This is a genomic window from Streptomyces sp. GQ60, assembly GCF_059758875.1.
Genome location: NZ_JCAXEG010000001.1, coordinates 789,365 through 810,453, shown reverse-complemented (window position 1 = coordinate 810,453; position 21,089 = coordinate 789,365). Strand labels below are relative to the sequence as shown.

24 protein-coding genes are annotated in these 21,089 nt (G+C 72.3%); 14 read left to right on the top strand and 10 right to left on the bottom strand.

Annotated elements, in window-relative coordinates; translation table 11 throughout:
• Positions 1 to 113 precede the first annotated feature (113 nt).
• From AC6CKD_RS03795 to AC6CKD_RS03780, 4 genes are all read left to right on the top strand, one after another.
• Positions 114 to 1,076 carry a zinc-binding dehydrogenase gene (locus tag AC6CKD_RS03795; protein ID WP_498325098.1) on the top strand — a complete coding sequence of 321 codons (963 nt, stop codon included), beginning with the start codon at positions 114 to 116 and terminating at the stop codon, positions 1,074 to 1,076.
• A gap of 73 nt (positions 1,077 to 1,149) precedes the next feature.
• Positions 1,150 to 1,359, top strand: a complete 210-nt coding sequence (locus AC6CKD_RS03790) for a helix-turn-helix domain-containing protein (protein WP_243336126.1) — start codon at positions 1,150 to 1,152, stop codon at positions 1,357 to 1,359.
• A complete protein-coding gene (locus AC6CKD_RS03785) occupies positions 1,359 to 1,871 on the top strand; it encodes a Clp protease N-terminal domain-containing protein (protein WP_498325096.1) in 513 nt (170 codons plus the stop codon). The genes AC6CKD_RS03790 and AC6CKD_RS03785 overlap by 1 nt, the downstream gene beginning before the upstream one ends.
• A gap of 100 nt (positions 1,872 to 1,971) precedes the next feature.
• Positions 1,972 to 3,141 (top strand): ALF repeat-containing protein, encoded by a 1,170-nt coding sequence (locus AC6CKD_RS03780; protein WP_498325095.1) that lies wholly within the window; start codon positions 1,972 to 1,974, stop codon positions 3,139 to 3,141.
• Positions 3,142 to 3,183: 42 nt separating this feature from the next.
• Here AC6CKD_RS03780 and AC6CKD_RS03775 read toward each other — a convergent pair whose 3' ends face one another.
• Together AC6CKD_RS03775 and AC6CKD_RS03770 are read right to left on the bottom strand one after the other, a co-directional pair.
• Positions 3,184 to 4,098, bottom strand: coding sequence for a PadR family transcriptional regulator (locus AC6CKD_RS03775; RefSeq protein WP_498325093.1), 915 nt, complete (start codon positions 4,096 to 4,098; stop codon positions 3,184 to 3,186).
• A gap of 1 nt (position 4,099) precedes the next feature.
• Positions 4,100 to 5,047 (bottom strand): DUF4097 family beta strand repeat-containing protein, encoded by a 948-nt coding sequence (locus AC6CKD_RS03770; RefSeq protein ID WP_498325091.1) that lies wholly within the window; start codon positions 5,045 to 5,047, stop codon positions 4,100 to 4,102.
• A gap of 140 nt (positions 5,048 to 5,187) precedes the next feature.
• Here AC6CKD_RS03770 and AC6CKD_RS03765 point away from each other — a divergent pair, with 140 nt between their 5' ends.
• Positions 5,188 to 6,012, top strand: coding sequence for a hypothetical protein (locus AC6CKD_RS03765; RefSeq protein ID WP_498325090.1), 825 nt, complete (start codon positions 5,188 to 5,190; stop codon positions 6,010 to 6,012).
• Positions 6,013 to 6,042: 30 nt separating this feature from the next.
• Here AC6CKD_RS03765 and AC6CKD_RS03760 read toward each other — a convergent pair whose 3' ends face one another.
• A complete protein-coding gene (locus AC6CKD_RS03760; RefSeq protein WP_498325088.1) occupies positions 6,043 to 6,987 on the bottom strand; it encodes a LysR family transcriptional regulator in 945 nt (314 codons plus the stop codon).
• 206 nt (positions 6,988 to 7,193) lie between these two features.
• Here AC6CKD_RS03760 and snpA point away from each other — a divergent pair, with 206 nt between their 5' ends.
• Positions 7,194 to 7,853, top strand: a complete 660-nt coding sequence (gene snpA / locus AC6CKD_RS03755) for a snapalysin (RefSeq protein WP_498325087.1) — start codon at positions 7,194 to 7,196, stop codon at positions 7,851 to 7,853.
• 11 nt (positions 7,854 to 7,864) lie between these two features.
• On the opposite strand, the gene AC6CKD_RS03750 is transcribed toward snpA, so the two are convergent.
• The 5 genes from AC6CKD_RS03750 to AC6CKD_RS03730 form a co-directional block, all read right to left on the bottom strand.
• Entirely contained in the window at positions 7,865 to 8,083 is a 219-nt protein-coding gene (locus AC6CKD_RS03750) for a hypothetical protein (RefSeq protein ID WP_498325086.1), read from the bottom strand.
• Positions 8,084 to 8,119: 36 nt separating this feature from the next.
• Positions 8,120 to 8,704 (bottom strand): dihydrofolate reductase family protein, encoded by a 585-nt coding sequence (locus AC6CKD_RS03745; RefSeq protein ID WP_498325084.1) that lies wholly within the window; start codon positions 8,702 to 8,704, stop codon positions 8,120 to 8,122.
• A gap of 96 nt (positions 8,705 to 8,800) precedes the next feature.
• Positions 8,801 to 9,400 carry a GNAT family N-acetyltransferase gene (locus AC6CKD_RS03740; RefSeq protein WP_498325082.1) on the bottom strand — a complete coding sequence of 200 codons (600 nt, stop codon included), beginning with the start codon at positions 9,398 to 9,400 and terminating at the stop codon, positions 8,801 to 8,803.
• Positions 9,401 to 9,535: 135 nt separating this feature from the next.
• Positions 9,536 to 10,591 carry a family 2 encapsulin nanocompartment cargo protein polyprenyl transferase gene (locus tag AC6CKD_RS03735; protein ID WP_498325081.1) on the bottom strand — a complete coding sequence of 352 codons (1,056 nt, stop codon included), beginning with the start codon at positions 10,589 to 10,591 and terminating at the stop codon, positions 9,536 to 9,538.
• 61 nt (positions 10,592 to 10,652) lie between these two features.
• Positions 10,653 to 12,059 (bottom strand): family 2B encapsulin nanocompartment shell protein, encoded by a 1,407-nt coding sequence (locus AC6CKD_RS03730; RefSeq protein WP_498325080.1) that lies wholly within the window; start codon positions 12,057 to 12,059, stop codon positions 10,653 to 10,655.
• Between the two features lie 235 nt (positions 12,060 to 12,294).
• On the opposite strand from AC6CKD_RS03730, the gene AC6CKD_RS03725 reads away from it, so the two are divergent.
• The 4 genes from AC6CKD_RS03725 (at position 12,295) to AC6CKD_RS03710 (ending at position 15,761) form a co-directional block, all read left to right on the top strand.
• On the top strand, positions 12,295 to 12,747 hold the full coding sequence (locus tag AC6CKD_RS03725; protein WP_498325079.1) for an RrF2 family transcriptional regulator: 453 nt from the start codon (positions 12,295 to 12,297) through the stop codon (positions 12,745 to 12,747).
• 168 nt (positions 12,748 to 12,915) lie between these two features.
• On the top strand, positions 12,916 to 14,112 hold the full coding sequence (locus AC6CKD_RS03720) for a globin domain-containing protein (RefSeq protein ID WP_498325078.1): 1,197 nt from the start codon (positions 12,916 to 12,918) through the stop codon (positions 14,110 to 14,112).
• A gap of 93 nt (positions 14,113 to 14,205) precedes the next feature.
• A complete protein-coding gene (locus AC6CKD_RS03715; RefSeq protein WP_498325077.1) occupies positions 14,206 to 14,796 on the top strand; it encodes an N-acetylmuramoyl-L-alanine amidase in 591 nt (196 codons plus the stop codon).
• 74 nt (positions 14,797 to 14,870) lie between these two features.
• Positions 14,871 to 15,761: a 1-aminocyclopropane-1-carboxylate deaminase/D-cysteine desulfhydrase gene (locus tag AC6CKD_RS03710; RefSeq protein WP_498325075.1), complete on the top strand. Its 891-nt coding sequence runs from the start codon at positions 14,871 to 14,873 to the stop codon at positions 15,759 to 15,761.
• A 120-nt stretch (positions 15,762 to 15,881) separates the two neighbouring features.
• On the opposite strand, the gene AC6CKD_RS03705 is transcribed toward AC6CKD_RS03710, so the two are convergent.
• Complete coding sequence (locus AC6CKD_RS03705) at positions 15,882 to 17,459, bottom strand: Na+/H+ antiporter (protein WP_498325073.1); 1,578 nt, start codon at positions 17,457 to 17,459, stop codon at positions 15,882 to 15,884.
• 63 nt (positions 17,460 to 17,522) lie between these two features.
• Here AC6CKD_RS03705 and AC6CKD_RS03700 point away from each other — a divergent pair, with 63 nt between their 5' ends.
• The 3 genes from AC6CKD_RS03700 to AC6CKD_RS03690 all read left to right on the top strand — a co-directional run bounded on the left by AC6CKD_RS03700 (position 17,523) and on the right by AC6CKD_RS03690 (position 19,503).
• Positions 17,523 to 17,783, top strand: a complete 261-nt coding sequence (locus tag AC6CKD_RS03700) for a UBP-type zinc finger domain-containing protein (RefSeq protein WP_383952157.1) — start codon at positions 17,523 to 17,525, stop codon at positions 17,781 to 17,783.
• 236 nt (positions 17,784 to 18,019) lie between these two features.
• Entirely contained in the window at positions 18,020 to 18,433 is a 414-nt protein-coding gene (locus AC6CKD_RS03695) for an ATP-binding protein (RefSeq protein ID WP_214949331.1), read from the top strand.
• Positions 18,430 to 19,503 carry an RNA polymerase sigma factor SigF gene (locus AC6CKD_RS03690; RefSeq protein ID WP_498325072.1) on the top strand — a complete coding sequence of 358 codons (1,074 nt, stop codon included), beginning with the start codon at positions 18,430 to 18,432 and terminating at the stop codon, positions 19,501 to 19,503. The genes AC6CKD_RS03695 and AC6CKD_RS03690 overlap by 4 nt, the downstream gene beginning before the upstream one ends.
• A gap of 17 nt (positions 19,504 to 19,520) precedes the next feature.
• Here the strand turns inward: AC6CKD_RS03690 and AC6CKD_RS03685 are convergent, their stop codons facing one another.
• The gene (locus AC6CKD_RS03685; protein WP_498325070.1) at positions 19,521 to 19,955 is read right to left on the bottom strand and encodes a hypothetical protein; all 435 of its coding nucleotides are present in this window, start codon (positions 19,953 to 19,955) and stop codon (positions 19,521 to 19,523) included.
• 85 nt (positions 19,956 to 20,040) lie between these two features.
• On the opposite strand from AC6CKD_RS03685, the gene AC6CKD_RS03680 reads away from it, so the two are divergent.
• A complete protein-coding gene (locus tag AC6CKD_RS03680) occupies positions 20,041 to 21,006 on the top strand; it encodes a diacylglycerol/lipid kinase family protein (protein ID WP_498325069.1) in 966 nt (321 codons plus the stop codon).
• Positions 21,007 to 21,089 lie beyond the last annotated feature (83 nt).

Here is a 21,089-nt window from a genome sequence, read left to right as displayed (position 1 = left end):
GCATCCTGCCGGCAGGGGACGGCCCCGCAGGGCCCGGCCCTGTGTGGCAAGCCACCCGGCCGGGCAGGGGCCGGCCCTGGATCCCCGGGCTACCGAGCGGTAGCCTCGCGGCCATGTTCGCTGCCTACGCTGCCCGAATCGACCGTGACCAGCCGCTGAGCGGCCTCGAGCTGGGCGATCTCCCCGCCCCGCAGGCCCGCCCCGGCTGGGTGACCGTGAACGTCAAGGCCGCCTCCCTCAACCACCACGACCTGTGGTCGCTGCGCGGAGTCGGCCTCGGGGAGGAGAAGCTCCCCATGATCCTCGGCTGCGACGCCGCCGGGATCGACCAGGACGGCAACGAGGTCGTCCTGCACTCCGTCATCGGCCAGACCGGCCACGGGGTCGGCCCCGACGAGCCCCGCTCGATCCTGACCGAGCGCTACCAGGGCACCTTCGCCGAGCAGGTCACCGTCCCCGCCTGGAACGTCCTGCGCAAGCCCGCCGAGCTCTCCTTCGAGGAGGCCGCCTGCCTGCCCACCGCATGGCTCACCGCGTACCGGATGCTGTTCACGAACGCCGGCGTCCGCCCCGGCGACTCGGTCCTGGTCCAGGGCGCGGGCGGCGGGGTCGCCACCGCCGCCATCGTGCTCGGCAAGGCGGCCGGCCTGCGGGTCTTCGCGACGAGCCGGGACGAGGCCAAGCGCAAGCGCGCGGTCGAGCTGGGCGCCCTGGAGGCCTACGAGCCCGGGGCGCTCCTCCCCCACCGGGTGGACGCCGTCATCGAGACCGTCGGCGCCGCCACCTGGTCGCACTCGGTCAAGTCGCTGCGCCCCGGCGGCACCCTGGTCATCTCGGGCGCCACGAGCGGGGACCGCCCGGCGCACGCCGAGCTGACCCGGATCTTCTTCCTGGAGCTCAAGGTGGTCGGCTCGACGATGGGGTCGAGGGACGAGCTGGAAGACCTGCTGTCCTTCTGTGCCGCGACCGGGGTGCGGCCCGTGATCGACGAGACGCTGCCCCTGGACCGGGCGCGCGAGGGCTTCGAGAAGCTGGAGTCCGGCGACGTGTTCGGAAAGGTCGTCCTGACCGTATAGCCGCAGCCCCGGCCGCAACCGCTCCCGTCAATGTGGGTTGACACTTCCCGTGCGTCAACCTACATTGACATCCATGACGGAAGCTACCGATCTGGCCGAGCGCGCCGGTGACCGTGACCCGCGCGTGGGCCTGCGTGCCGTGGCCGCCCTCCGGCGACTGCTGGAGCAACTCGAGGCCGTACAGGTGCGCGGGGCCCGCGCACAGGGCTGGTCCTGGCAGGAGATCGCGGCCGAGCTGGGCGTCAGCCGGCAGGCCGTACACAAGAAGCACGGGAGGCTCTGATGTTCGAACGCTTCACCCAGGACGCCCGCTCCACCGTGACGGGCGCGGTCACCGAAGCCGAGCGGACCGGGGCGCAGCGGGTCGGCGAGGAGCACCTGCTGCTCGCCCTCCTCGCGCTGGGCGCCCTCGACCCGCTGGGCATCGACCGGGCCGCGATCTCCGCCGACCTGGCGGCGGCCCGCCGCCGGGGCGGCATGTCCAAGGCGGACGAGGAAGCCCTCGCGGGCCTCGGCATCGACCTCACGGAGATCGTCTCCCGCATCGAGGAGACCCACGGCGAGGGCGCCCTGTCGAACCCGGCCCCCCGGCGCCGCTCCGGCCGCACCCGCTTCAGCCCGGGCGCCAAGAAGGTCCTGGAGCAGTCCCTGCGCATCGCCCTGGGCCGCAAGGACCGCCACATCTCCACCCTCCACCTGCTCCTCTCCCTCCTCTCCCGCCCCGGCACGCCCGCCGAGGTCCTCACGGACCACGGGGTCACCTACGCGGGAGCCGAGGCGGCCCTGACGGACTGAGGAGCGGCCGCACTCCCCTTCCGATTGCTGCCGCCTACAACCATTGGCGGGGCCGGTGAGTCTCGTACTCCGAAAAGAACGTTTCTCCAGGGGGTTGTCCGTGAAGTTGTCCCGAATCGCCGCAGCGATCACCACCGCCGCTCTGGCCCCGGCCGTCCTGCTCGCGTCCCCGGCCTTCGCCACCGACCAGGTGCCCACCGCGCCCGCCGATACGACGGCTCCGACCGCACCCGACCAGGGCGCGGCCGACCAGGACGGCAAGGACCAGGCCGAGCAGGACCGCCAGACCATCCTCGCGATCATCGCCGACCCGATGGCCAGCAATTACATGAAGGAAGCCGGCCACAAGGCCATCGCCGACGGCCCGGCGGCCATGCGCAAGTTCATCGAGACCGACCAGCACGCCATCCGCCGGGACGACTACCGGGTGCTCATCACCCGTCTGGCGAACGACGCCGGCCCGGGCCTGATGGCCGGGATCGATCAGATCATGCGGAGCGACGCGACCCTGGAACAGCTGCGCCACTTCTACGAGGTCACCCAGCACGAGCTGCGCGATGACGACAACAAGGTCGAAATCTCCAGGCTGATCGGCACCGGCGGCCCCAAGGTGAGGGAAAAGGGCAAGGAGGCCCTCAAGGGCACCCCTGCCGACCGCATCGCCTTCCTGAAGACGGGGCGGTACCTCGCGCAGGCCTCCGACGACCGGGTCGAGCTCGCCCGCATCGACGAAGGCTGGGACGGCCCCCTCCTGAGCGGGGCGATCAGCGAGATCCTCGACCGTTCCGCGACCCCCGCCGAGCTGCGTCACTTCCTTGAGGTGACCCAGTACGAGCTGCGCGACCAGGACAACCGGGTCGCGATCGAGAAGATCATCGACGGTGGGGGTCCGGAAGTGGTCAAGGCCGGCCGCGCCGCGCTGGCGGGCACCGCCGCCGACCGCACCGAGTTCCTGAAGACGGGCCAGCACGAGGCGCGCGCCAAGGACAAGAAGGCCCAGGAGGAAAAGGAGAAGGAGAAGGAGGGCCAGAAGGAGGAGGGGAAGCAGCCGGCCCCGACCACCCCCACCCCCAGCCCCGGCGCGGGCTCCTCCGGCACCGGGACCGTCGGCGGCAACACCGCCACCACCCCCCAGGGCGGCAGCGGCCCCCTCGCCAACACCGGCGCCGGTGACTCCGGTTGGATCGCGGGCGGTGCGGGCACCGCGCTCGTCGCCGGCGCGGGCCTCCTGCTCGCCGCGCGCATGCGGCGCGCCGCCTCCGCGCGCTGAGCCGAGCCGAACCGAGTCGAGTCGAGTCGAGTCGAGTCGGGCTCAGCCGGCCTGTCCCTGTGGGCCGAGGGCGGCGGCGATGCGTTCGGCCGCCTCGGACAGGTGGGTACGGGCCCGCGCCAACTGCTCGTCGCTGATGCCCCGGTCGCGGGCCGCGTCGCGGATGTCGTCGCGGAAGCGGTCCAGCAGCCGGTCCAGGTCACGGGCCGGGTCCCCCGTCGCCGGCACGTCCCGCGCCCAGTCCGTGTCGGGCGCGGGCGCCGGGGCGGCCGACGGAGCGGGGGGCGCGGTGGGGGCCGTCGTCGAGCCGGATCCGCCGAGCCAGGCTCCCGCCAGGCTGCCCAGGACCCCGCCCGACTTCGCGAACTGCTCCTGGAGCTGCCCCGCGATGCGCTGGACCTCCTCGCGGGCCCGCTCCTGGGCCTCCTTGGCCTGCCTGCGGGCCTGCTGGGCCTCTTCCCGGGCCCGGCGGCTCTCGTCCTTCGCCCGGCGCGCCTGTTCCTTCCACTCGGCCTTGGCCTTGCGGAGCTCCTCCTTGGCGGCCTTCCAGGACTCGTCCTCCACCTGCGTGGCCGACGCACTGGCGGCGGCCCGCATCTCGCGCCGCAGATCGCCCGCCGCACCACTCACGTCGGCGCGGATCTCGGCGGCCAGCTCGGAGACCGAGTCGCGGATCTCCAGTTCCAGGTCGGCCAGTTCGCCGCCGCGGTCGGCCAGTTCGGCGCGGCCCGCGTCGGTGATCGAGTACACCTTGCGCCCGCCTTCGCTCGCGTGCGTGACCAGGCCCTCGGTCTCCAGCTTGGCCAGGCGCGGGTACACCGTGCCCGCGGAGGGCGCGTACAGCCCCTGGAAACGCTCCTCCAGCAGCCGGATCACCTCGTACCCGTGGCGCGGGGCCTCGTCCAGCAGCTTGAGGAGGTAGAGGCGGAGGCGGCCGTGGGCGAAGACGGGCGGCATGTCAGAGCACCTTCTTGTCGAGCGCGAGAGGGTCCGGCCCGGCCGGTTCGGTCGGGGAGGCCTCGGCGGGGCGGCGCAGCAGCGCGATGGAACCGGAGACGGTGGTGGCGCGCAGGGTGCCGGTGCCGGCGCCCAGGGTGCCGGTGATCCTCTTGGCGCCCAGCTGGCCGGAGACCCGCAGGTCCTCGAACGCGTTGGAGACGCCGCCGGTGGCGGTGTTCGCCTCGACCCGGGCGTCGGCCGGATGCGGGAGGCGGATGGCGACCTGCCCGGAGACGGAGTTGAGGGAGATGTCGACCGGCCGGGGCGCGGGCCGCTCGTCGAGGGCCAGGTCGATCAGCATGTCGCCGCTGACCGAGTCGGCCCGTACGTTGCCCGCGGCGCCGTCGACGACCGTCAGGCCGCCGGACACCGAGTGGAATCCGAGCTCGCCGGTCACGGACTGGGCCTCGACCCCGCCGGAGACCGTGTGCGCCTTGACCCGGCCGGACAGGCCGACGAGCGTGGTGTCGCCGGAGACCCCGTGGATGTCGGTGCCGCCGTCGATGCCGGAGACGAAGACGGTGGCGCTGACGGTGGCCAGCTGCACCCGGGTGGCGGCCGGGACCGTGAGGGTCACGGTCGCGCTGCGCTCCCAGGCCTTGCGGCCGGAGTCGGAAGCGGACCAGGCCTTCCAGGGCTTGCTCTCGAACCACTGCTTGAGCCCCTGCGAACCGTTCCAGGGGAGGTCCTCGTAGGAGATGGTGAGGGTTCCGCCCTCCTGCACCACGTGCAGGGGAGGCCCGTCGACCTCGGACACCTCCAGGCGGGCCGGACCCTCGTCGGCGACGACGTTGACCGTGCCGCCGGCCACCCGGACGCGGACCTCGGTCACCGGCTCCTCGAAGGCGAGCTTCTGCGGTTCGGCGACCGACCATGTCGTCTGCGGATTCTGCGCTGCCTCAGCCATGGTGCTGATCCTCCTCGGCGTACGTGCACGCAACATATCGCGTCTTCTGACCAACACGATATATCGCGGTTGCGGGAAGTCAAGCACGTCAGGATGATCCAAAATCCCCGCTTTGCGCCGGTTTGGATTAGCGTGTGGGCATGTCGAACTCCCAGACCACGACGGGTGGACTCCTGCTCTGCCGCGCAGAGCCCCTCGCCGCCCGCCCCGCCGCGCACATCCTGCGCGAACGCCTGCTGTTGGCCCCCGCCGGGGAGTGGAGCGTGCTGGTCCCCGAGGCCAAGCCCTGGCTCGGCGGCACGGAGTCCGTGGCCGAAGTCCTGGCGGGCTGGGGTGCGGCGGTCGCGCTGAGCTCCGACCGGCCGGTGCTGAGCCTGTGGTGGGAAGAGGGCCGGACCGGCTTCGTGCTGTCCTCCGGGTTCCGCCGGTCCGCGGCCTACGCCTGGGACGCGGCGGGCCGTCCGCACGGCGAGCCCGACGCCCCGAACTCAGACGCCATGCGGACCCTGGCGGCCCGGCTCGGACTGGACCCGGTCCTGGACCTGGAGGAACTGGAGCACCTCACCCGCCCCGACGCGGCGGCGGACGGCGACGCCCGGCTGCTCGGCGTCATCGCGCTGCTCGCCCGCGCGGGACTGGCGCTGCCGGCGGGTCTGACCCCGGGCGAACCCGCCGACCGGCTGCGGGAGGCGGCCCGGGTCGCGCAGGGGGCGGAGCGGGTGGAATGGGCGGGCTGGCGCGACACGGTGCGGGCGGAGCTCGCGGTGGTCGAGGACAGCCCCCTGGGCCCGTGGCTCCGGGGCCCAAAGGCCCGCCTGGCGGGCGCGGCCCAACTGGCCGCCGGAGCCCCCCTCATGATGTGGGCGGCCCGCCGCCGAAGCCCGGGCTGGCTCGCCGCGGGCACCGTCCTGGTGGCCCACGGCGCGGCCGCCCTGGCCTACGACCGGGCCCGCCGCCCGGCCTAGCCCGTCCGCCCCCCTAAGGCGAGCAGCCCCCTACGACGCCAGCAGCGGGCTCGCGTTGCGGCGCAGCCAGGCGCGGTAGGGCGGAGTCCCCAGCGCCGCTTCGCGGTAGGCCGCGCGGAGGTCCTCGTACACCCCCTCGGACATCTGGGCGTGCACCCCGGGGCGGGTCGCGAGGAGGAGGCGCACGGCGAGCGGATCGCCCGAGAGCGGCCGGATCGCCATGTCCTCGCGCGGTCCCGAGGTGGGCTGGCAGGGGGCGACGGCCTCGCCGGAGACGATCAGCGAGGCGGCCGTGTGGTAGTCGGCGTGCAGCAGCGGCGGGTCGAGGCCGGCGCCCGCGAGGACCCGGCGCAGGCCGTCCCACTCGCCGTCCACCGACGGGTCCACGGTCCACCGGTCGGCGGCGAGGTCCCGCAGCTCCACCACGGCCCGCGCCGCCGCGGGATGGTCCCGGGACATGGACACGAACTGCGGCTCCCGCTCCATCAGCACCCGTAACTCCAGCCCGGCCGGCACCCGCAGCGGGCTGCCCTCCACCTCGTGCACGAACGCCACGTCGAGCCGGCCCGCGGCCGTCATCCGCAGCAGCGCGTTGGCGGACACGTCGACCACCAGGTCGGTCTCCGTGTCGGGCAGCCGCCGGTGCAGCCGCCGCAGCCAGCCGGGCAGGGCGCGGCTGGCCGTCGAGCCGATCCGCAGCCGGGGCCCCTGGGAGAGCGCCCGGGCCTCCGCCACGAGGGCGGCCATCTCGGCCAGCAGCGGCCGCGCCCGCCCGAGTACGCTGCGCCCGAAGGGAGTCGGCCGGCACCCGGTCCGCTCGCGCAGGAACAGCTCCCCGTCCAGGGCGCGTTCGATGCGCCGAAGCTGGGTCGTCAGTGAGGGCTGGCTCACGCCGAGCTGCCGGGCGGCCTTGTGCAGGCTGCCGGCGTCGGCGATGGCGCACAGCGCGCGCAGGTGCCTGACCTCAAGCTCCATGCCCCGAGAGTAGGCCGGGGCGAGCCGACCGCACCAGTAACCGGTATCCCCTCGAATCCCGCCATTCTCTTGGGAGTCGGGCTTCCGAAATCCCCCCGATAACCCGGCGCTATCGGGGTCTGGCATCATCCGCCGGCCACTCCCGCTCCCGCAGACTCCGGTACCGAACGACCCCCCACCGCACCGGATGAGCAGGAGTCCCCCACATGCGCCACTCCCGCAAGACCACCCTGTCCGCCGTCGGCCTCGGCATCGCCGCCGTCCTCGGCGCCGTCGTCCCGGGCGCGACCGCCACGGCCTCCCCCGGCGCCGGCGGCCCGAACACGTACGCCGCGTACGAGCAGTCGAAGGAGAACCAGGCCGCCAACCGCGCCTTCTTCGAGGCCGTGCGGCGCTCGGTCGCCGAACAGCGCGCCGCGTCCCCCGGCCTGGCGGCCGTCACGGTCACCTACAACACCCGCAACGCGCCGAGCTTCCGCACCCAGATAGCCCGCTCCACGCAGATCTGGAACAGCTCGGTGGTCAACGTCAAACTGCAGGAGGTGTCCTCGGGCGGGAACTTCGCGTACTACGAGGGCAACGACTCGCGCGGTTCCTACGCGAGCACGGACGGCCACGGCAGGGGCTACATCTTCCTGGACTACCGGCAGAACCAGCAGTACAACTCCACCCGCGTGACCTCGCACGAGACCGGTCACGTGCTCGGCCTGCCGGACCACTACTCGGGCCCGTGCAGCGAGCTGATGTCCGGCGGCGGCCCCGGCACCTCCTGCCAGAACGCCACGCCGAACTCCGCCGAGCGCTCGCGCGTCAACCAGCTCTGGGCGAACGGCCTCGCCGCGTCCGGTCTGGACACGAAGGGCTAGGGCCTCTCGGGCTAGGCCCCGTCGTCCCGGGGCCCCTCGGGCTCGTACGCCGTGCACTCCGGGTTCTTGCAAGGACCCGGAGTCCATGTCGGGACGAAGATCCCCAGGGACTTGCGCCGTCCGACCATCGTGTCGACGGGGCTCCCGCAGACCGGGCACGACTGCTGCTCGTGTCCGGCCTGCGGGGCGACCGTCCCGCGCTTGTGCTGTTCCCGCTGTTCACCGGCCATACCTCCACGGTAGGCCGGTTTCGCCGCTTCGGCGGGTCAGCGCTTGACCGCGTACGAGGTGACGACCTGGCCGCCGCCCAGGGCCTTGAAGCCGGTCAGCTCCAGGGGCCGGGCCCCGAACCCGGCGCGCGACATCGGCATGCCCGTGCCGACGAAGACCGGGTAGGTCTTCACGACGAACTCGTCGATCTCGTCGATGAGCTGCCCCGCGAGGTCGGCCCCGCCGCACAGCCAGATGCCGAGCCCGTCCTCGGCCTTCAGTTCACGGACCTTCTCCACCAGATCCCCGCCGATCAGCCGCACCGCCGGGTCGAGCGTGGTGGTGAGCGAGCGCGAGACCACGTACTGCTCGCGCAGGTGCCCGTACGGGCTGGTCAGGCCCTGCTTGAGGCCGGGCTCGTAGGTACCGCGGCCCATGAGCACGGTGTCGAAGTGCCGGGCTTCGGCGTCCTCGATCCCAAGCTGGGCGCGTCCGGGGGTGGAGATGGTCTCCGGGTACTCGGCCTTGAGGAAGTCGATGAACTCGCCGTCGAGGTAGCCGTAGATGAAATCGGCATCGCCATCCGGGGCCCCGATGAAGCCGTCGACCGAGGTGGCGATGAAGTACGTGAGCTTGCGCAAGCGATTCTCTTCCGTTCGACAGTGCACCCCCATCGAGGCACGTCGGCCAAAGTACTTCAGACGAAGTGGTCTCGCAAGGGGGTGCACGGGGATCGGCTACTGCGGCTTGCGCCACATCGGCCACATCAGCGGGCCGTCCGGCAGCCGCACCGCCTCGCCCGTGAACTCCCAGCCCAGCCGCTCGTACAACCCCTTGCTGCGCTCGCTGCTCGCCTCCAGGTACGCCGGCACGCCCTCGCTGTCGCAGCGCTCCAGCACCGGGCGGATCAGCTCCGTACCCAGACCCTCGCCCTGCCGCGCCGGGGCGACCGCGATCATCAGGAGGTACTCGTGCTCCTCCGCCACGGGGTGCACCGCGCCCGTGAGCCGGCCCACCAGCTCGCACCGCTCGTTGTCGGGGTCGGCCACGGCCCGCATCTTCGCCGGGATCTCGTCCTCGACGTGCCCGCCCTCCGGGTCGGCCGCCGGGATCCGCAGCCACAGCGCCGCCGCGGAACCGTCCACCGCGTAGTCGATCCGGCCCTCGGCCAGCGCCACGTCCACGAAGACGCCCAGGAACTTCCCGTGCACCGCCGCCCGGTGCTCCGGGTCCGGAAACACCCAGCTGCTCACCGGATCGGTGCGGAAGGCCTCGTCGAGCAGCCGCGCCACGGCGTCCCGGTCCGACTGACCGGCTTGACGTATCTCCAGCCCCATGGGTCACACCCTTCACTTCACTCACGCGTCAACAACCGTGAGTGATCCTAGAGTTGCCCCACCGACGCAGAAAGGCCCGTTCCGGCACCGTGCGGTGCCGGAACAGGCCTCCGGGGTTCCCCCTCCCCTACGCGGTCACTTCGTACGCCGTGTCACGAACTCCGCGAGCGCCAGCAGTCCGCCCGCCGCCCCGAGGTCCGGGACGGCCCGCGACAGCTGCTGCACCGCCCGCCCCATCCGGTCGGCGGCATGGGCCTGCGCCCAGTCCCGCCCGCCCGCCCGCTCCACCGCGGCGGCCGCCCGGCCCACGTCGCCCCCGGTCATGGGACCCGCGTACAGCGCGGCCAGCTCCTCCCCCGCCTCGGTGCCCGAGGTGAGGGCGGCCACGACCGGAAGGGACTTCTTGCGGGCCAGCAGATCGGCCCCGGCGGGTTTTCCGGTGTGGCCGGGGTCCCCCCAGATGCCGATCAGATCGTCGATGAGCTGGAACGCCAGCCCGGCCTCCCGGCCGAAGGCGTCCATGGCGTCGACCTCGTCCGGACCGGCCCCCGCGTACAGCGCGCCGAGCGCGCACGCGCAGCCCAGCAGGGCCCCGGTCTTGGCCGTCGCCATGGTCAGGCACTCGTCGAGCGAGACGCTGCGGCGCTGCTCGAAGGCGCAGTCCGCCTGCTGGCCGGCGCACAGCTCGACGATGCAGGCGGCGAGCCGGGCCGAGGCCGCCGCCGAGGCGGGGTGCGGGTCCTCGGCGAGCAGCTGCAGCGCGAGCGCCATCATGGCGTCGCCCGTGATGATCGCGTCCGGTGTCCCGAAGACCGTCCAGGCCGTCGGTCGGCCGCGCCTGCGCGCGTCCTTGTCGATGACGTCGTCGTGCAGCAGCGTGAAGTTGTGGGCCAGCTCCACGGCCACCGCCGCCCGTACGGCGTGCCCGGTGTCCCAGGCCCCGCGGTCCCCGTGCAGGGCCTGCGCGGCGGCGAGCACCAGGGCGGGCCGGATGGCCTTGCCGGCGCTGCCCGCCGCCGGGGTGCCGTCCTCGTGCTCCCAGCCGAAGTGGTACATCGCCACGCGCCGCATCGAGCCGGGCAGGCTCTCCACGGTCCGGCGCAGCTCGGGGTTGACCGTTTCTCTCGTCCGTTCCAGCAGGACGGCGGCTTCCTGCCCCTCGCTGGTGGTGATCGCCTCAGTGGTCGACATGGCGTGTGCGCTCCGTCCTGTCCCGTCCTGTCCCGTCCCCGTCGCTCCGGCGCCGGGCGGCTCAGCTCCAGCGGGCGATCTCGACGTTCTCCAGGACGCCGAGCGCGTCCGGCACCAGCACCGCGGCGGAGAAGTAGGTGGTGACCAGGTAGGAGATGATCGCCTGCTCGCTGATTCCCATGAACCGCACCGAGGTGCTCGGCTCGATCTCGTCCGGGATCCCGGGCTGGTGCAGGCCGATCACGCCCGACTCGTCCTCGCCGGTGCGCATGCACAGGATGGAGGTCGTACGGGCGTCGCTGATCGGGATCTTGTTGGACGGGAACATCGGGACCCCGCGCCAGGCCGGCACCCGGTGCCCGCCGATCTCCACCGACTCGGGATACAGCCCGCGCTTGTTGCACTCGCGCCCGAAGGCGGCGATGGCCTTGGGGTGGGCCAGGAAGAACTTGGAGCCGCGCCGCATGCTGAGCAGCTGGTCCATGTCGTCGGGGCTGGGCGCGCCGTCGTGGGACTGGATGCGCTGGTCGTAGTCGGCGTTGTGCAGGAGGCCGAAGTCGCGGTTGTTGAGCATCTCGTGCTCCTGGCGCTCGCGCAGCGCCTCGACCGTGAGCCGCAACTGCTGCTCGGTCTGGTTCATCGGCTGGTTGTACAGGTCGGCGACGCGGGTGTGGACGCGCAGAACCGTTTGCGCGATGGAGAGTTCGTACTCGCGCGGCCGGGCCTCGTAGTCCACGAAGGTGCCCGGCAGCACGGCCTCGCCCGCGTGGCCGGCGGAGAGGTCGATCGCTGCCTCGCCGTACTTGTTGGTGCGCTGCTCCGGCAGGGCCCGTACGGAGTCCACGTGCGCCCGCAGCGAGTCGACCCGGTCGGCGAGGATCTGGAAGTCCTGGCGGGAGAGGACGAGCACGGTGCCGGCGGTGGCGGTGCGGGCGGTGTACTCCCAGATGGCCTCCTCGTCGACGAGGGCGTCCTCGCCGAAGAAGGCCCCGTCGGCGACGGTCTGCAGGACGGCGTCGTCACCGTAGGGACCGGGGCCGATCTGGTCGATGCGCCCGTGGGCGAGCAGGAACACCTTGTCGGCGGGGCTGCCGAAGGAGGTGAGCTCCTGGCCCGGCTCGAAGTCGATCTGCTGGCAGCGCGCGGCGAGTTCGGCCAGCGCGTCGGGGTCGTCGTAGTCGCGCAGCACCGGGAGCTCCCCCAGCTCCGCCGGAATCACCTGCACCTGCGTGCCGGTCTTGACGAACTCCACGATGCCGTTGCCGACCGAGTAGCTCAGCCGCCGGTTGACCCGGTACGTGCCGCCCTGGACGGGCACCCAGGGGAGCATCTTCAGGAGCCACCGCGAGGTGATCTCCTGCATCTGCGGCGCGGACTTGGTCGTGGTTGCCAAGTTCCGCGCGGCCGCCGTTCCCAGACTGCGCTGCGGTGCCTGGGCCTCGGATTCGGAACCTGCCTGGACCGACATGAATTTCCCCTTCGATCACTCCATGAATCTGCGGGAGGAGCCTTTCAGCACGGACCGTGGTGGGACCATTACACAAAAGGGTGGGACTACTCCGTTCGAGGCTGGGCACTCTCTTGAGTTCAACTTCCGCCCCACGAGGAACTTGGACCCCACCCGTTTCAGCCATCCCGCGCGAGGACCACCGCTCCCGCCGTTTAAATTTGCACGCAGGATGCAAGTTTTCTACGCTGGCCCCATGCGGCTGACCCGATTCACCGACCTCGCCCTGCGCGTCCTGATGCGCCTGGCCGTCGCCGACGCGGACCTTCCCACCACCCGCGACGTGGCGGCGACCATGGAGGTTCCGTACACCCACACCGCCAAAGTGGTCGCCAAGCTGCAGCATCTCGGCCTGGTCGAAGCCCGTCGCGGACGCGGCGGCGGCCTCACCCTGACCCCCGCCGGCCGCGCCGCCTCGGTGGGCGGGCTGATCCGCGAACTGGAGGGCGCCGGCGACGTCGTGGACTGCGACGGCACCACCCCGTGCCCCCTGCGCGGCGCCTGCGTCCTGCGCGGGGCGCTGCGCCGGGCCCAGGAGGCCTTCTTCGCCTCCCTGGACCCGCTGACGGTGAACGACCTGGTCGCGGCCCCGACCGGTCCGCTCCTGCTGGGCATTTCGGGCGGATCGCCGGGGGCCGGAAGACCCTGAGGGATGGGGCCGGATGGCCGGTTCACACCGGCACTGGGCCCGCATAGCGTGAGACGCACGGACCCTTCGAACACAATTCCGTATCGGAACGAACGCCCGACTCCCTGCCCGTAAATGCGCATCCAGTATTCAAATTCTGCGCCCCCACCCCGACCCCAGGAGCCACCGATGCTTTCCGAGAAGTCCGCCGCGACCGTACGAGCCACCCTGCCCGCCGTGGGCGCGGCGATCGGCGACATCACGGAGCTCTTCTACGGAAAGCTCTTCGCGGCCCACCCCGAACTGATCCGCGACCTCTTCAACCGCGGCAACCAGAACGCGGGCCTCCAGAAGCAGGCCCTCGCCGGCTCCATCGCCGCCTTCGCGACCCACCTCGTCGAACACCCCGACGCCCGCCCCGACGTGATGCTGAACCGCATCGCCCACAAGCACGCCTCCCTCGGCGTCACCCGCGAGCAGTACCCGATCGTCCACGAGCACCTCTTCGAGGCGATCGCGGAGATCCTCGGCGAGGCCGTCACCCCCGAGGTCGCCGAGGCCTGGGACGAGGTCTACTGGCTCATGGCGAACGCCCTCGTCACCATCGAGGAGCGCCTCTACGCCGAGCAGCAGGTCCTCGCCGGCGACGTCTGGCGCACGTGGACGGTCGCCGCCCGCGTCGAGGAGACCGCGGACTGCACCACCTTCCACCTCACCCCGGCCGACGACTCCCCGGCGCCCGGGTTCAAGCCGGGCCAGTACGTCTCCGTCCAGGTCGAACTCCCCGACGGCGCCCGGCAGATCCGCCAGTACAGCCTCTCCAGCGCCCCCGGCTCCCCGATCCGCTCGATCACCGTCAAGCGGGTCCACGGCCCGGCTGCCGACGGCCCCGACGGAGAGGTCTCCAACCACCTGCACGCCGAGATCCGGACCGGCGACACCCTGCGCGTCTCGACCCCCTACGGCGACCTGGTCCTCCAGGACTCCGCCTCGCCGGTGATCCTCGCCTCGGCCGGCATCGGCTGCACCCCGATGCTCTCGATGCTGGAGCACCTGGCCGAGACCGCGCACCCGGCCCCCGTCACCGTCCTGCACGCCGACCGCTCCCCCGCCGACCACGCCCTGCGCACCGACCACCGGGCCCTGACCGACAAGCTCACCGACGCCACGGCGCACTTCTGGTACGAGGCCGGCGCCGAGCCGGGCGACCACGAGGGCCTCCTCGACCTCACCGCCGTCCCGGTCGCCCCGGGCACGAAGGCCTACCTCTGCGGCCCCCTCCCCTTCATGCGGGTGGCGCGCGAGCAGCTGATCGCCAAGGGCGTGGCGCCCGCCGACATCACCTACGAGGCCTTCGGCCCCGACCTGTGGCTCGCCTCCGCGTGAGCCGTGCGCCCGGTGCGCGCCCTTGCGACGGAATGACCGCCTCCACTAAACGTTGAGTAACCACTCGGCTACTCACAGCCCAAGGAGGCGGTCATGTCCGCACCCCTGTCCGCGAAACGGTTCCTCGACGTCCTGCGGGCCGAGGGCCTGACGGTCGTCGAAGTCGGCGCCTGGCGCACCCACAACCGCAACCACAAGGGCCCCTGGGGTCCCGTGCACGGGGTGATGCTCCACCACACCGTCACGCACGGCACCGCGAACACGGTCCGGCTCTGCCGCGACGGCCGCGCGGACCTCCCCGGCCCGCTCTGCCACGGAGTGATCACCAAGGACGGCCGGGTCCACCTGGTCGGCCACGGCCGCGCCAACCACGCCGGCGCGGGCGACTCCGCCGTCCTGGCTGCGGTGATCGCGGAGAAGCGCCTCCCACCCGACCAGCACGCCGACACCGACGGCAACCGCCACTTCTACGGCTTCGAGTGCGAGAACCTCGGCGACGGCGAGGACCCCTGGCCGGCCCCCCAGCTCGACGCGATGGCCCGCGCGTCGGCCGCCCTGTGCCGCGCCCACGGCTGGTCGGCCCGCTCGGTCATCGGCCACCTCGAATGGCGCCCGGGCAAGATCGACCCGAAGGGCTTCACGATGGCCTCGATGCGCGACCGCGTCACGGAACGCCTGAAGTAGCCCCGGAGCGGAAGTCCGGAGCAGACCCGCTCTGACGTGCGACGGAACGGGCGGGCGCGGCACACAATGTACGGGTGAACCGCCCCGCGAACCCCGACATCCTCTTGCGACCCCGCCCGCCGTCCCCGTTGCAAGAGGTCCGCGACGAGCGGTTCGACGCGCGGGGCGTGCGGCTGCTGCTCAAGCGGGACGATCTGGTCCATCCGGAGCTTCCCGGCAACAAGTGGCGCAAGCTCGCGCCGAATCTGCGGGCCGCCGTCGCGGGCGGATACCCGGAGCTCGTGACCTTCGGCGGCGCCTACTCCAACCACCTCCGGGCCACCGCCGCGGCCGGCCGGCTCCTGGGGCTGGCGACCGTCGGGATCGTACGGGGGGACGAGCTCGCGGGGCGGCCGCTGAACGACTCGCTGGCCCGGTGCGCGGCGGACGGCATGCGGCTGCACTTCGTGTCCCGGTCGGCCTACCGGGACAAGGCCGGGCTCCCGGCGCTGGCGGGCGCGGAGGGGGCCTACGTGATCCCCGAGGGCGGCAGCAACGCGCTCGCGCTGCACGGCTGCGCCGAACTGGGCCGCGAGCTGCGCGGTGCCTGCGACGTGGCCGCGGTGGCCTGCGGGACCGGGGGCACGCTGGCCGGACTGGCGGCGGGGCTCGGCGCGGGCCGGCGGGCGCTGGGGGTCCCGGTGGTCGGGGGCGGGTTCCTGGAGGCGGAGATACGTTCCCTCCAGACGGCCGCGTTCGGCGGTCCGGCGGGCGACTGGTCGCTGGCCGAGGGCTACGCCCACGGCGGCTACGCCCGCGTCCCCGCCGAGCTGGCGGAGTTCGCGGCGGACTTCGAGTCCCGCCACGGCCTGCCGGTGGAGCGGATCTACGTGGCGAAGCTCCTCTGGGCCCTGCTCGCGATGACCCGCGCGGGCGCCTTCCCCCGCGGCACCACCCTGGCGGCGGTCGTCACGGGCCGCCCGTAGCCCAGGAGGCGGCTCCGCACCGGCCGCACCGGGCCCCGCCACCACCGCGGCCCCGGCCCGCTGCCGCGCCAGGGCCTCAGAGGGCCGCGGGCAGGGCCGCACACCGCCGCCCGCTCGCCCTCAGCCCGCTTCCTCCCGGTACGCCGCCGCCTCCTCCAGGTCCAGGCGGCGCAGCAGGGCCCGGAGCATTTCGTCGTCGATGCGGCGGGCGTCGCGCAGGGAGACGAATACCTCGCGCTCCGCCTCGATCATCTCCCCCGCCAGACGGCGGTAGACGTCGTCCGCGGACTCGCCCGTGACCGCGTTGACCTCCCCCAGCCGCTCCCACACGGCGTTCCGCCGGCGCTCCAGGACCGTCCGCAGCCGGTCCGCCAGCGGGGGCGGCAGCGCGTTCGCCGGGGAGTCCAGCAGCTCCGCCAGACGGTCTTCCGCGGCCTGCGAGGCCTCGCTCTGGGCCTGGGCCTCCGCTAGGGTCTCGGCGTGCGTGTCCTTGGGCGGCAGCCTCAGCAGCCGGATCAGCGGCGGCAGGGTCAGGCCCTGGACCACCAGCGTGCCGATCACCGTCGTGAAGGTCAGGAACAGGATCAGGTTCCGGTGCGGCACGCTCATCGGCACGGAGAAGGCGATGGCCAGCGAGACGACGCCCCGCATGCCCGCCCATCCCACGACGACCGGGGCCTTCCAGGTCGTCTCCGGCTCGCGCGCGCGGATCCGCTGCGAAAGCCTCGGCAGGAACGTCGCCGGGAAGACCCACGCGAAGCGGGCCGCGACCACGACGAGGAACACGACGACCGCGTAGCCCGCCGCCGCCGTGCCCTCGTACTCCCCCAGCCCCTTCAGCACCACCGGCAACTGGAGCCCGATCAGCGCGAAGACCACCGATTCGAGGATGAAGGCGACCATCTTCCAGACCGCCTCCTCCTGGAGCCTTGTCGCGAAGTCGACCTGCCAGTTGCGGTGCCCCAGGTACAGCGCGACCACCACGACCGCCAGCACTCCCGACGCGTGCACCCGCTCGGCGGCCGCGTAGGCCACGAAGGGGATCAGCAGCGACAGGGTGTTCTGCAGGAGCGGTTCGCGCAGCTTCCTGCGCAGGACGTGGATCGGGACCATCAGCAGCAGGCCGACCGCGACCCCGCCGACCGAGGCCAGCAGGAACTCCTGGATCCCGCCCGCCCAGCCGGCGCTCGCGCCGACCGCCGCCGCCAGCGCGACCTTGTACGCGGTGATCGCGGTGGCGTCGTTGACCAGGGACTCACCCTGGAGGATGGTCGTGATCCGGTTCGGCAGCCCGAGCTTGCGGGCGATGGCCGTCGCCGCGACCGCGTCGGGCGGAGCGATGACCGCCCCCAGCACCAGCGCCACCGGCAGCGAGAGCCCCGGCACCAGCAGGTACGCCGCGTACCCGACGGCGACGGTCGCGAAGAGCACGTACCCCACCGAGAGCAGGGCCACAGGCCGTAGGTTCGCCCGCAGGTCCAGGTACGAGCTGTCGACCGCGGCCGTGTAGAGCAGCGGCGGGAGCAGCAGCGGCAGCACGATGTGCGGGTCCAGCCCGTACTCGGGCACCCCCGGCACGTAGGCCGCGGCCAGTCCGGCGGCGACCAGCAGCAGCGGGGCCGGTACCGGGGTCCGGCGGGCCAGGCCCGCGACGACCGCACAGCCGGCCACCAGCGCCACCAGCGGCAATACCTCCATCGAAGATCATCCTCGCTTGAGTCATGTCATCCCGGGCGCCCGCACCTCAGTACGCTGGCCATCATGAGCGAGTGCACCCACGTTCCCGAACTGCCGCGCCCCGAGCCGGTCCCGCTTGCCCAGACCTGCCCCGAATGTCTGGCCCTCGGCAGCCATCCCGTGCAGCTCCGGATGTGCCTGGGGTGCGGGCACGTCGGGTGCTGCGACTCCTCGCCCCACCGGCACGCCACGGCGCACCACCGGGAGACCGGGCATCCCGTGATGCGCAGCTTCGAACCGGGCGAGACCTGGAGATGGTGTTTTGTCGACGGTTCGATCGTCTGAACCGGGGTAGATCAACCCTCCGCCGGTTCCCCTGATTTGGACCCGCAGACCCCTAGCCACTGTGCGTCCCCATGGGCTTACCATCAGTCACTGGTCGCAGGCACGGCCCTCGGGCCAGCTATGTGCAGCTAAGTTCAAAGGGGTTCTGCCCCCACCGACAGGGGTGCCGCGACACGATCGCCCGGATCGCGATAGCGTCACCGGCGAACAGAGCTCGTACCACCTTGGAGGTGAGGGTGTCCCAGATCGCAGGCGAGCCCGGGACCCAGGACTTCGTGGAAGTCCGGCTGCCCGCTGCGGGTGCCTACCTGTCTGTGCTGCGAACGGCCACGGCCGGCCTCGCGGCACGTTTGGACTTCACCCTCGACGAGATCGAGGACCTCCGCATCGCGGTGGACGAGGCCTGCGCGATCCTGCTCCAGCAGGCCGTGCCCGGCTCCGTCCTCAGCTGCGTCTTCCGGTTGGTCGACGATTCGCTGGAGGTGACCGTCTCCGCCCCGACCACCGACGGCCGGGCGCCGGAGCGTGACACGTTCGCGTGGACGGTCCTCTCGGCACTCGCCGGGAAGGTCGAGGCCACGGTCGAGGAGAACAAGACGGTGAGCATCAGCCTCTACAAACAGCGCGGCGCGGGGCCAGGCCCGGCGTGAGCGGCGGGGAGGTCCCGGTGCGGGGCGGGGATCGGCCCCGGGTAGGACACGAGGTCGACGGCGGCATTCCGGAGCAGCAGCACGCCCGGCCGCACCCGGCTGACACGGACGCGGAAAACGGCTTTTTGGACTCGGCGGAGCGACGGGCGGGCCCTGTGAGCGAGAACCAGCACGACCAAACACTGCCGGTCCAGCCACCGGGGGCCGCTGCCACGGCCCCGCCGGCGGCGCCGGCCGCGGACACACCACTGGCCCCGGACACCTCCGAAGCCCTGCGGGCTCCGGTGTTCACGGCGCCGGTACCCCTGCCGGATCCGCGCGACCGCAGCGGTGCCCGGGCCCTCTTCATCGAGCTCCGGGCGCTGCCCGACGGCTCGCCGGAGAAGGCGGAGCTGCGCAACCGGCTCGTACGGATGCACCTGCCGCTGGTCGAGCACCTGGCCCGGCGCTTCCGCAACCGCGGCGAGCCGCTGGACGACCTGACCCAGGTGGCCACCATCGGCCTGATCAAGTCGGTGGACCGCTTCGACCCGGACCGCGGGGTCGAGTTCTCCACGTACGCCACGCCCACGGTGGTCGGCGAGATCAAGCGCCATTTCCGTGACAAGGGCTGGGCGGTACGGGTCCCCAGGCGCCTGCAGGAGCTGCGGCTCTCGCTGACCACGGCGACGGCTGAACTGTCCCAGCAGCACGGCCGCTCCCCCACGGTGCACGAACTGGCCGAACGGCTGGGCATCTCGGAGGAGGAGGTGCTGGAGGGCCTGGAATCGGCCAACGCCTACAGCACGCTCTCGCTGGACGTCCCGGACACCGACGACGAGTCGCCGGCGGTCGCGGACACCCTGGGCTCGGAGGACGAGGCGCTGGAGGGCGTCGAGTACCGCGAGTCCCTCAAGCCGCTGCTCGAAGGACTGCCGCCGCGGGAGAAGCGGATCCTGCTGCTGCGGTTCTTCGGCAACATGACCCAGTCGCAGATCGCCCAGGAGGTCGGCATCTCCCAGATGCACGTCTCCCGGCTGCTGGCCCGCACCCTGGCCCAGCTCCGCGAAAAGCTCCTGGTCGAGGAGTAGGAGAGTCGCCCGCCGGGCTATCGGGCCCGTTCCGCGGGCCCGATGCCCAGCGCTTCGGTGGCCTTCGGGTTCACCAGGAGGGCCGTGACGGCCACCGCAGCCAGGGCCAACGCCACGGCGGCGACCTTCATCGACCCTCCCGCGGTCCACAGCATCCAGGCCACCGGCAGCGACATCAGCTGGGTGATCAGCGCCGGACCGCGGCTCCAGCGGCGGCCCAGGACCAGACCGCGCGCCGCGACCAGCGGCAGCGCGGCCAGGACGAGCAGAGTGATCCCGCCGGTCCCGGCCTGCACGGCGTCCGCGTCGCCGACGACGGCCATGTAGAGATCGGCGACGCCGGGACCGGCCAGGGCCAGCCCCTCCAGCGCGGCGAGCGCGGCGGCAGCGGTCAGCCTGCGGGGCAGCGGGGCGGGGACGGCGGACTCGGTGGGGCTGGGCTTCGTACTCACCCCAGCAGGGTAGCCGCGGCCCTCCCGCACCCGGAGGGGACGGCCAGTATGGGCGGCACCGGAAGGGGTCGGTAGGCTGACGCCCATGCGTGCACTCCTCGTGGCCAACCCAGCAGCGACGACGACCAGTGCGCGCACGCGCGACGTCCTGACCCATGCGCTCGCCAGCGAGATGAAGCTGGAGGCGGTCACCACCGAATACCGTGGCCACGCCCGGGACCTGGGCCGCCGGGCGGCCGAGACCGGGGTCGACCTGGTGGTGGCCCTGGGCGGTGACGGCACCGTCAACGAAGTGGTCAACGGGCTGCTGCACGAGGGCCCCGATCCGGACCGGCTGCCCGGGCTCGCGGTGGTCCCCGGTGGCTCCACCAATGTCTTCGCCCGCGCGCTCGGCCTGCCCAACGACGCGGTCGAGGCGACCGGCGCCCTGCTGGACGCGCTGCGGGAGCGGCGCGAGCGCACGGTCGGCCTGGGGCTCGCGGCCGGCACCCCGGGCACGGAGGACGAGTCGGTCCCGGCGCGCTGGTTCACCTTCTGCGCGGGCTTCGGCTTCGACGCGGGCGTGGTGGGCCGTGTCGAACAGCAGCGGGAACGGGGCAAACGTTCGACCCATGCCCTGTACATGCGACAGCTGATGCGCCAGTTCTGGGAAGAGCCCCACCGCCGACACGGCATGGTGACACTGGAGCGGCCCGGCGCGGATCCCGTGAGGGACCTGGTGCTGTCGATAGTGTGCAACACGTCACCCTGGACATACCTGGGCAACCGGCCGCTCTACGCCTCTCCGGAGGCGTCGTTCGATACCGCACTTGACGTATTGGCACTGAACCGTTTGTCAACTCCGGCCGTCGCTCGCTACGCGACACAGCTCCTGACCTCGACTCCTGAGCGCGGCCCGCACGGCAAGCATGCGGTGTCTCTGCACGATCTGACGGACTTCACCTTGCATTCGAAGGTGCCGCTTCCGTTCCAGATGGACGGAGACCACCTCGGGCTGCGCACCAGCGTTCGGTTCACAGGCGTACGCCGTGCACTGCGTGTGATTGTGTGAGCGGAAGGGCCGAAAGGCCTTTCACTCGAACGTTTACACGCCGGTCCACCCCTAGGAAGTAGGGCTGTGACCTAGTAGACACC

What these genes read in the sequence shown, in the direction of transcription:
- AC6CKD_RS03795 (WP_498325098.1), top strand. Translation starts at nt 114, where the DNA reads ATGTTCGCTGCCTACGCTGCCCGAATCGACCGTGACCAGCCGCTGAGC.
- AC6CKD_RS03720 (WP_498325078.1), top strand. Translation starts at nt 12,916, where the DNA reads ATGCTTTCCGAGAAGTCCGCCGCGACCGTACGAGCCACCCTGCCCGCC.
- AC6CKD_RS03765 (WP_498325090.1), top strand. Translation starts at nt 5,188, where the DNA reads ATGTCGAACTCCCAGACCACGACGGGTGGACTCCTGCTCTGCCGCGCA.
- AC6CKD_RS03760 (WP_498325088.1), bottom strand. Translation starts at nt 6,987, where the DNA reads ATGGAGCTTGAGGTCAGGCACCTGCGCGCGCTGTGCGCCATCGCCGAC.
- AC6CKD_RS03725 (WP_498325079.1), top strand. Translation starts at nt 12,295, where the DNA reads ATGCGGCTGACCCGATTCACCGACCTCGCCCTGCGCGTCCTGATGCGC.
- AC6CKD_RS03715 (WP_498325077.1), top strand. Translation starts at nt 14,206, where the DNA reads ATGTCCGCACCCCTGTCCGCGAAACGGTTCCTCGACGTCCTGCGGGCC.
- AC6CKD_RS03785 (WP_498325096.1), top strand. Translation starts at nt 1,359, where the DNA reads ATGTTCGAACGCTTCACCCAGGACGCCCGCTCCACCGTGACGGGCGCG.
- AC6CKD_RS03770 (WP_498325091.1), bottom strand. Translation starts at nt 5,047, where the DNA reads ATGGCTGAGGCAGCGCAGAATCCGCAGACGACATGGTCGGTCGCCGAA.
- AC6CKD_RS03705 (WP_498325073.1), bottom strand. Translation starts at nt 17,459, where the DNA reads ATGGAGGTATTGCCGCTGGTGGCGCTGGTGGCCGGCTGTGCGGTCGTC.
- AC6CKD_RS03700 (WP_383952157.1), top strand. Translation starts at nt 17,523, where the DNA reads ATGAGCGAGTGCACCCACGTTCCCGAACTGCCGCGCCCCGAGCCGGTC.
- AC6CKD_RS03735 (WP_498325081.1), bottom strand. Translation starts at nt 10,591, where the DNA reads ATGTCGACCACTGAGGCGATCACCACCAGCGAGGGGCAGGAAGCCGCC.
- AC6CKD_RS03775 (WP_498325093.1), bottom strand. Translation starts at nt 4,098, where the DNA reads ATGCCGCCCGTCTTCGCCCACGGCCGCCTCCGCCTCTACCTCCTCAAG.
- AC6CKD_RS03790 (WP_243336126.1), top strand. Translation starts at nt 1,150, where the DNA reads ATGACGGAAGCTACCGATCTGGCCGAGCGCGCCGGTGACCGTGACCCG.
- AC6CKD_RS03740 (WP_498325082.1), bottom strand. Translation starts at nt 9,400, where the DNA reads ATGGGGCTGGAGATACGTCAAGCCGGTCAGTCGGACCGGGACGCCGTG.
- snpA (WP_498325087.1), top strand. Translation starts at nt 7,194, where the DNA reads ATGCGCCACTCCCGCAAGACCACCCTGTCCGCCGTCGGCCTCGGCATC.
- AC6CKD_RS03730 (WP_498325080.1), bottom strand. Translation starts at nt 12,059, where the DNA reads ATGTCGGTCCAGGCAGGTTCCGAATCCGAGGCCCAGGCACCGCAGCGC.
- AC6CKD_RS03680 (WP_498325069.1), top strand. Translation starts at nt 20,041, where the DNA reads ATGCGTGCACTCCTCGTGGCCAACCCAGCAGCGACGACGACCAGTGCG.
- AC6CKD_RS03750 (WP_498325086.1), bottom strand. Translation starts at nt 8,083, where the DNA reads ATGGCCGGTGAACAGCGGGAACAGCACAAGCGCGGGACGGTCGCCCCG.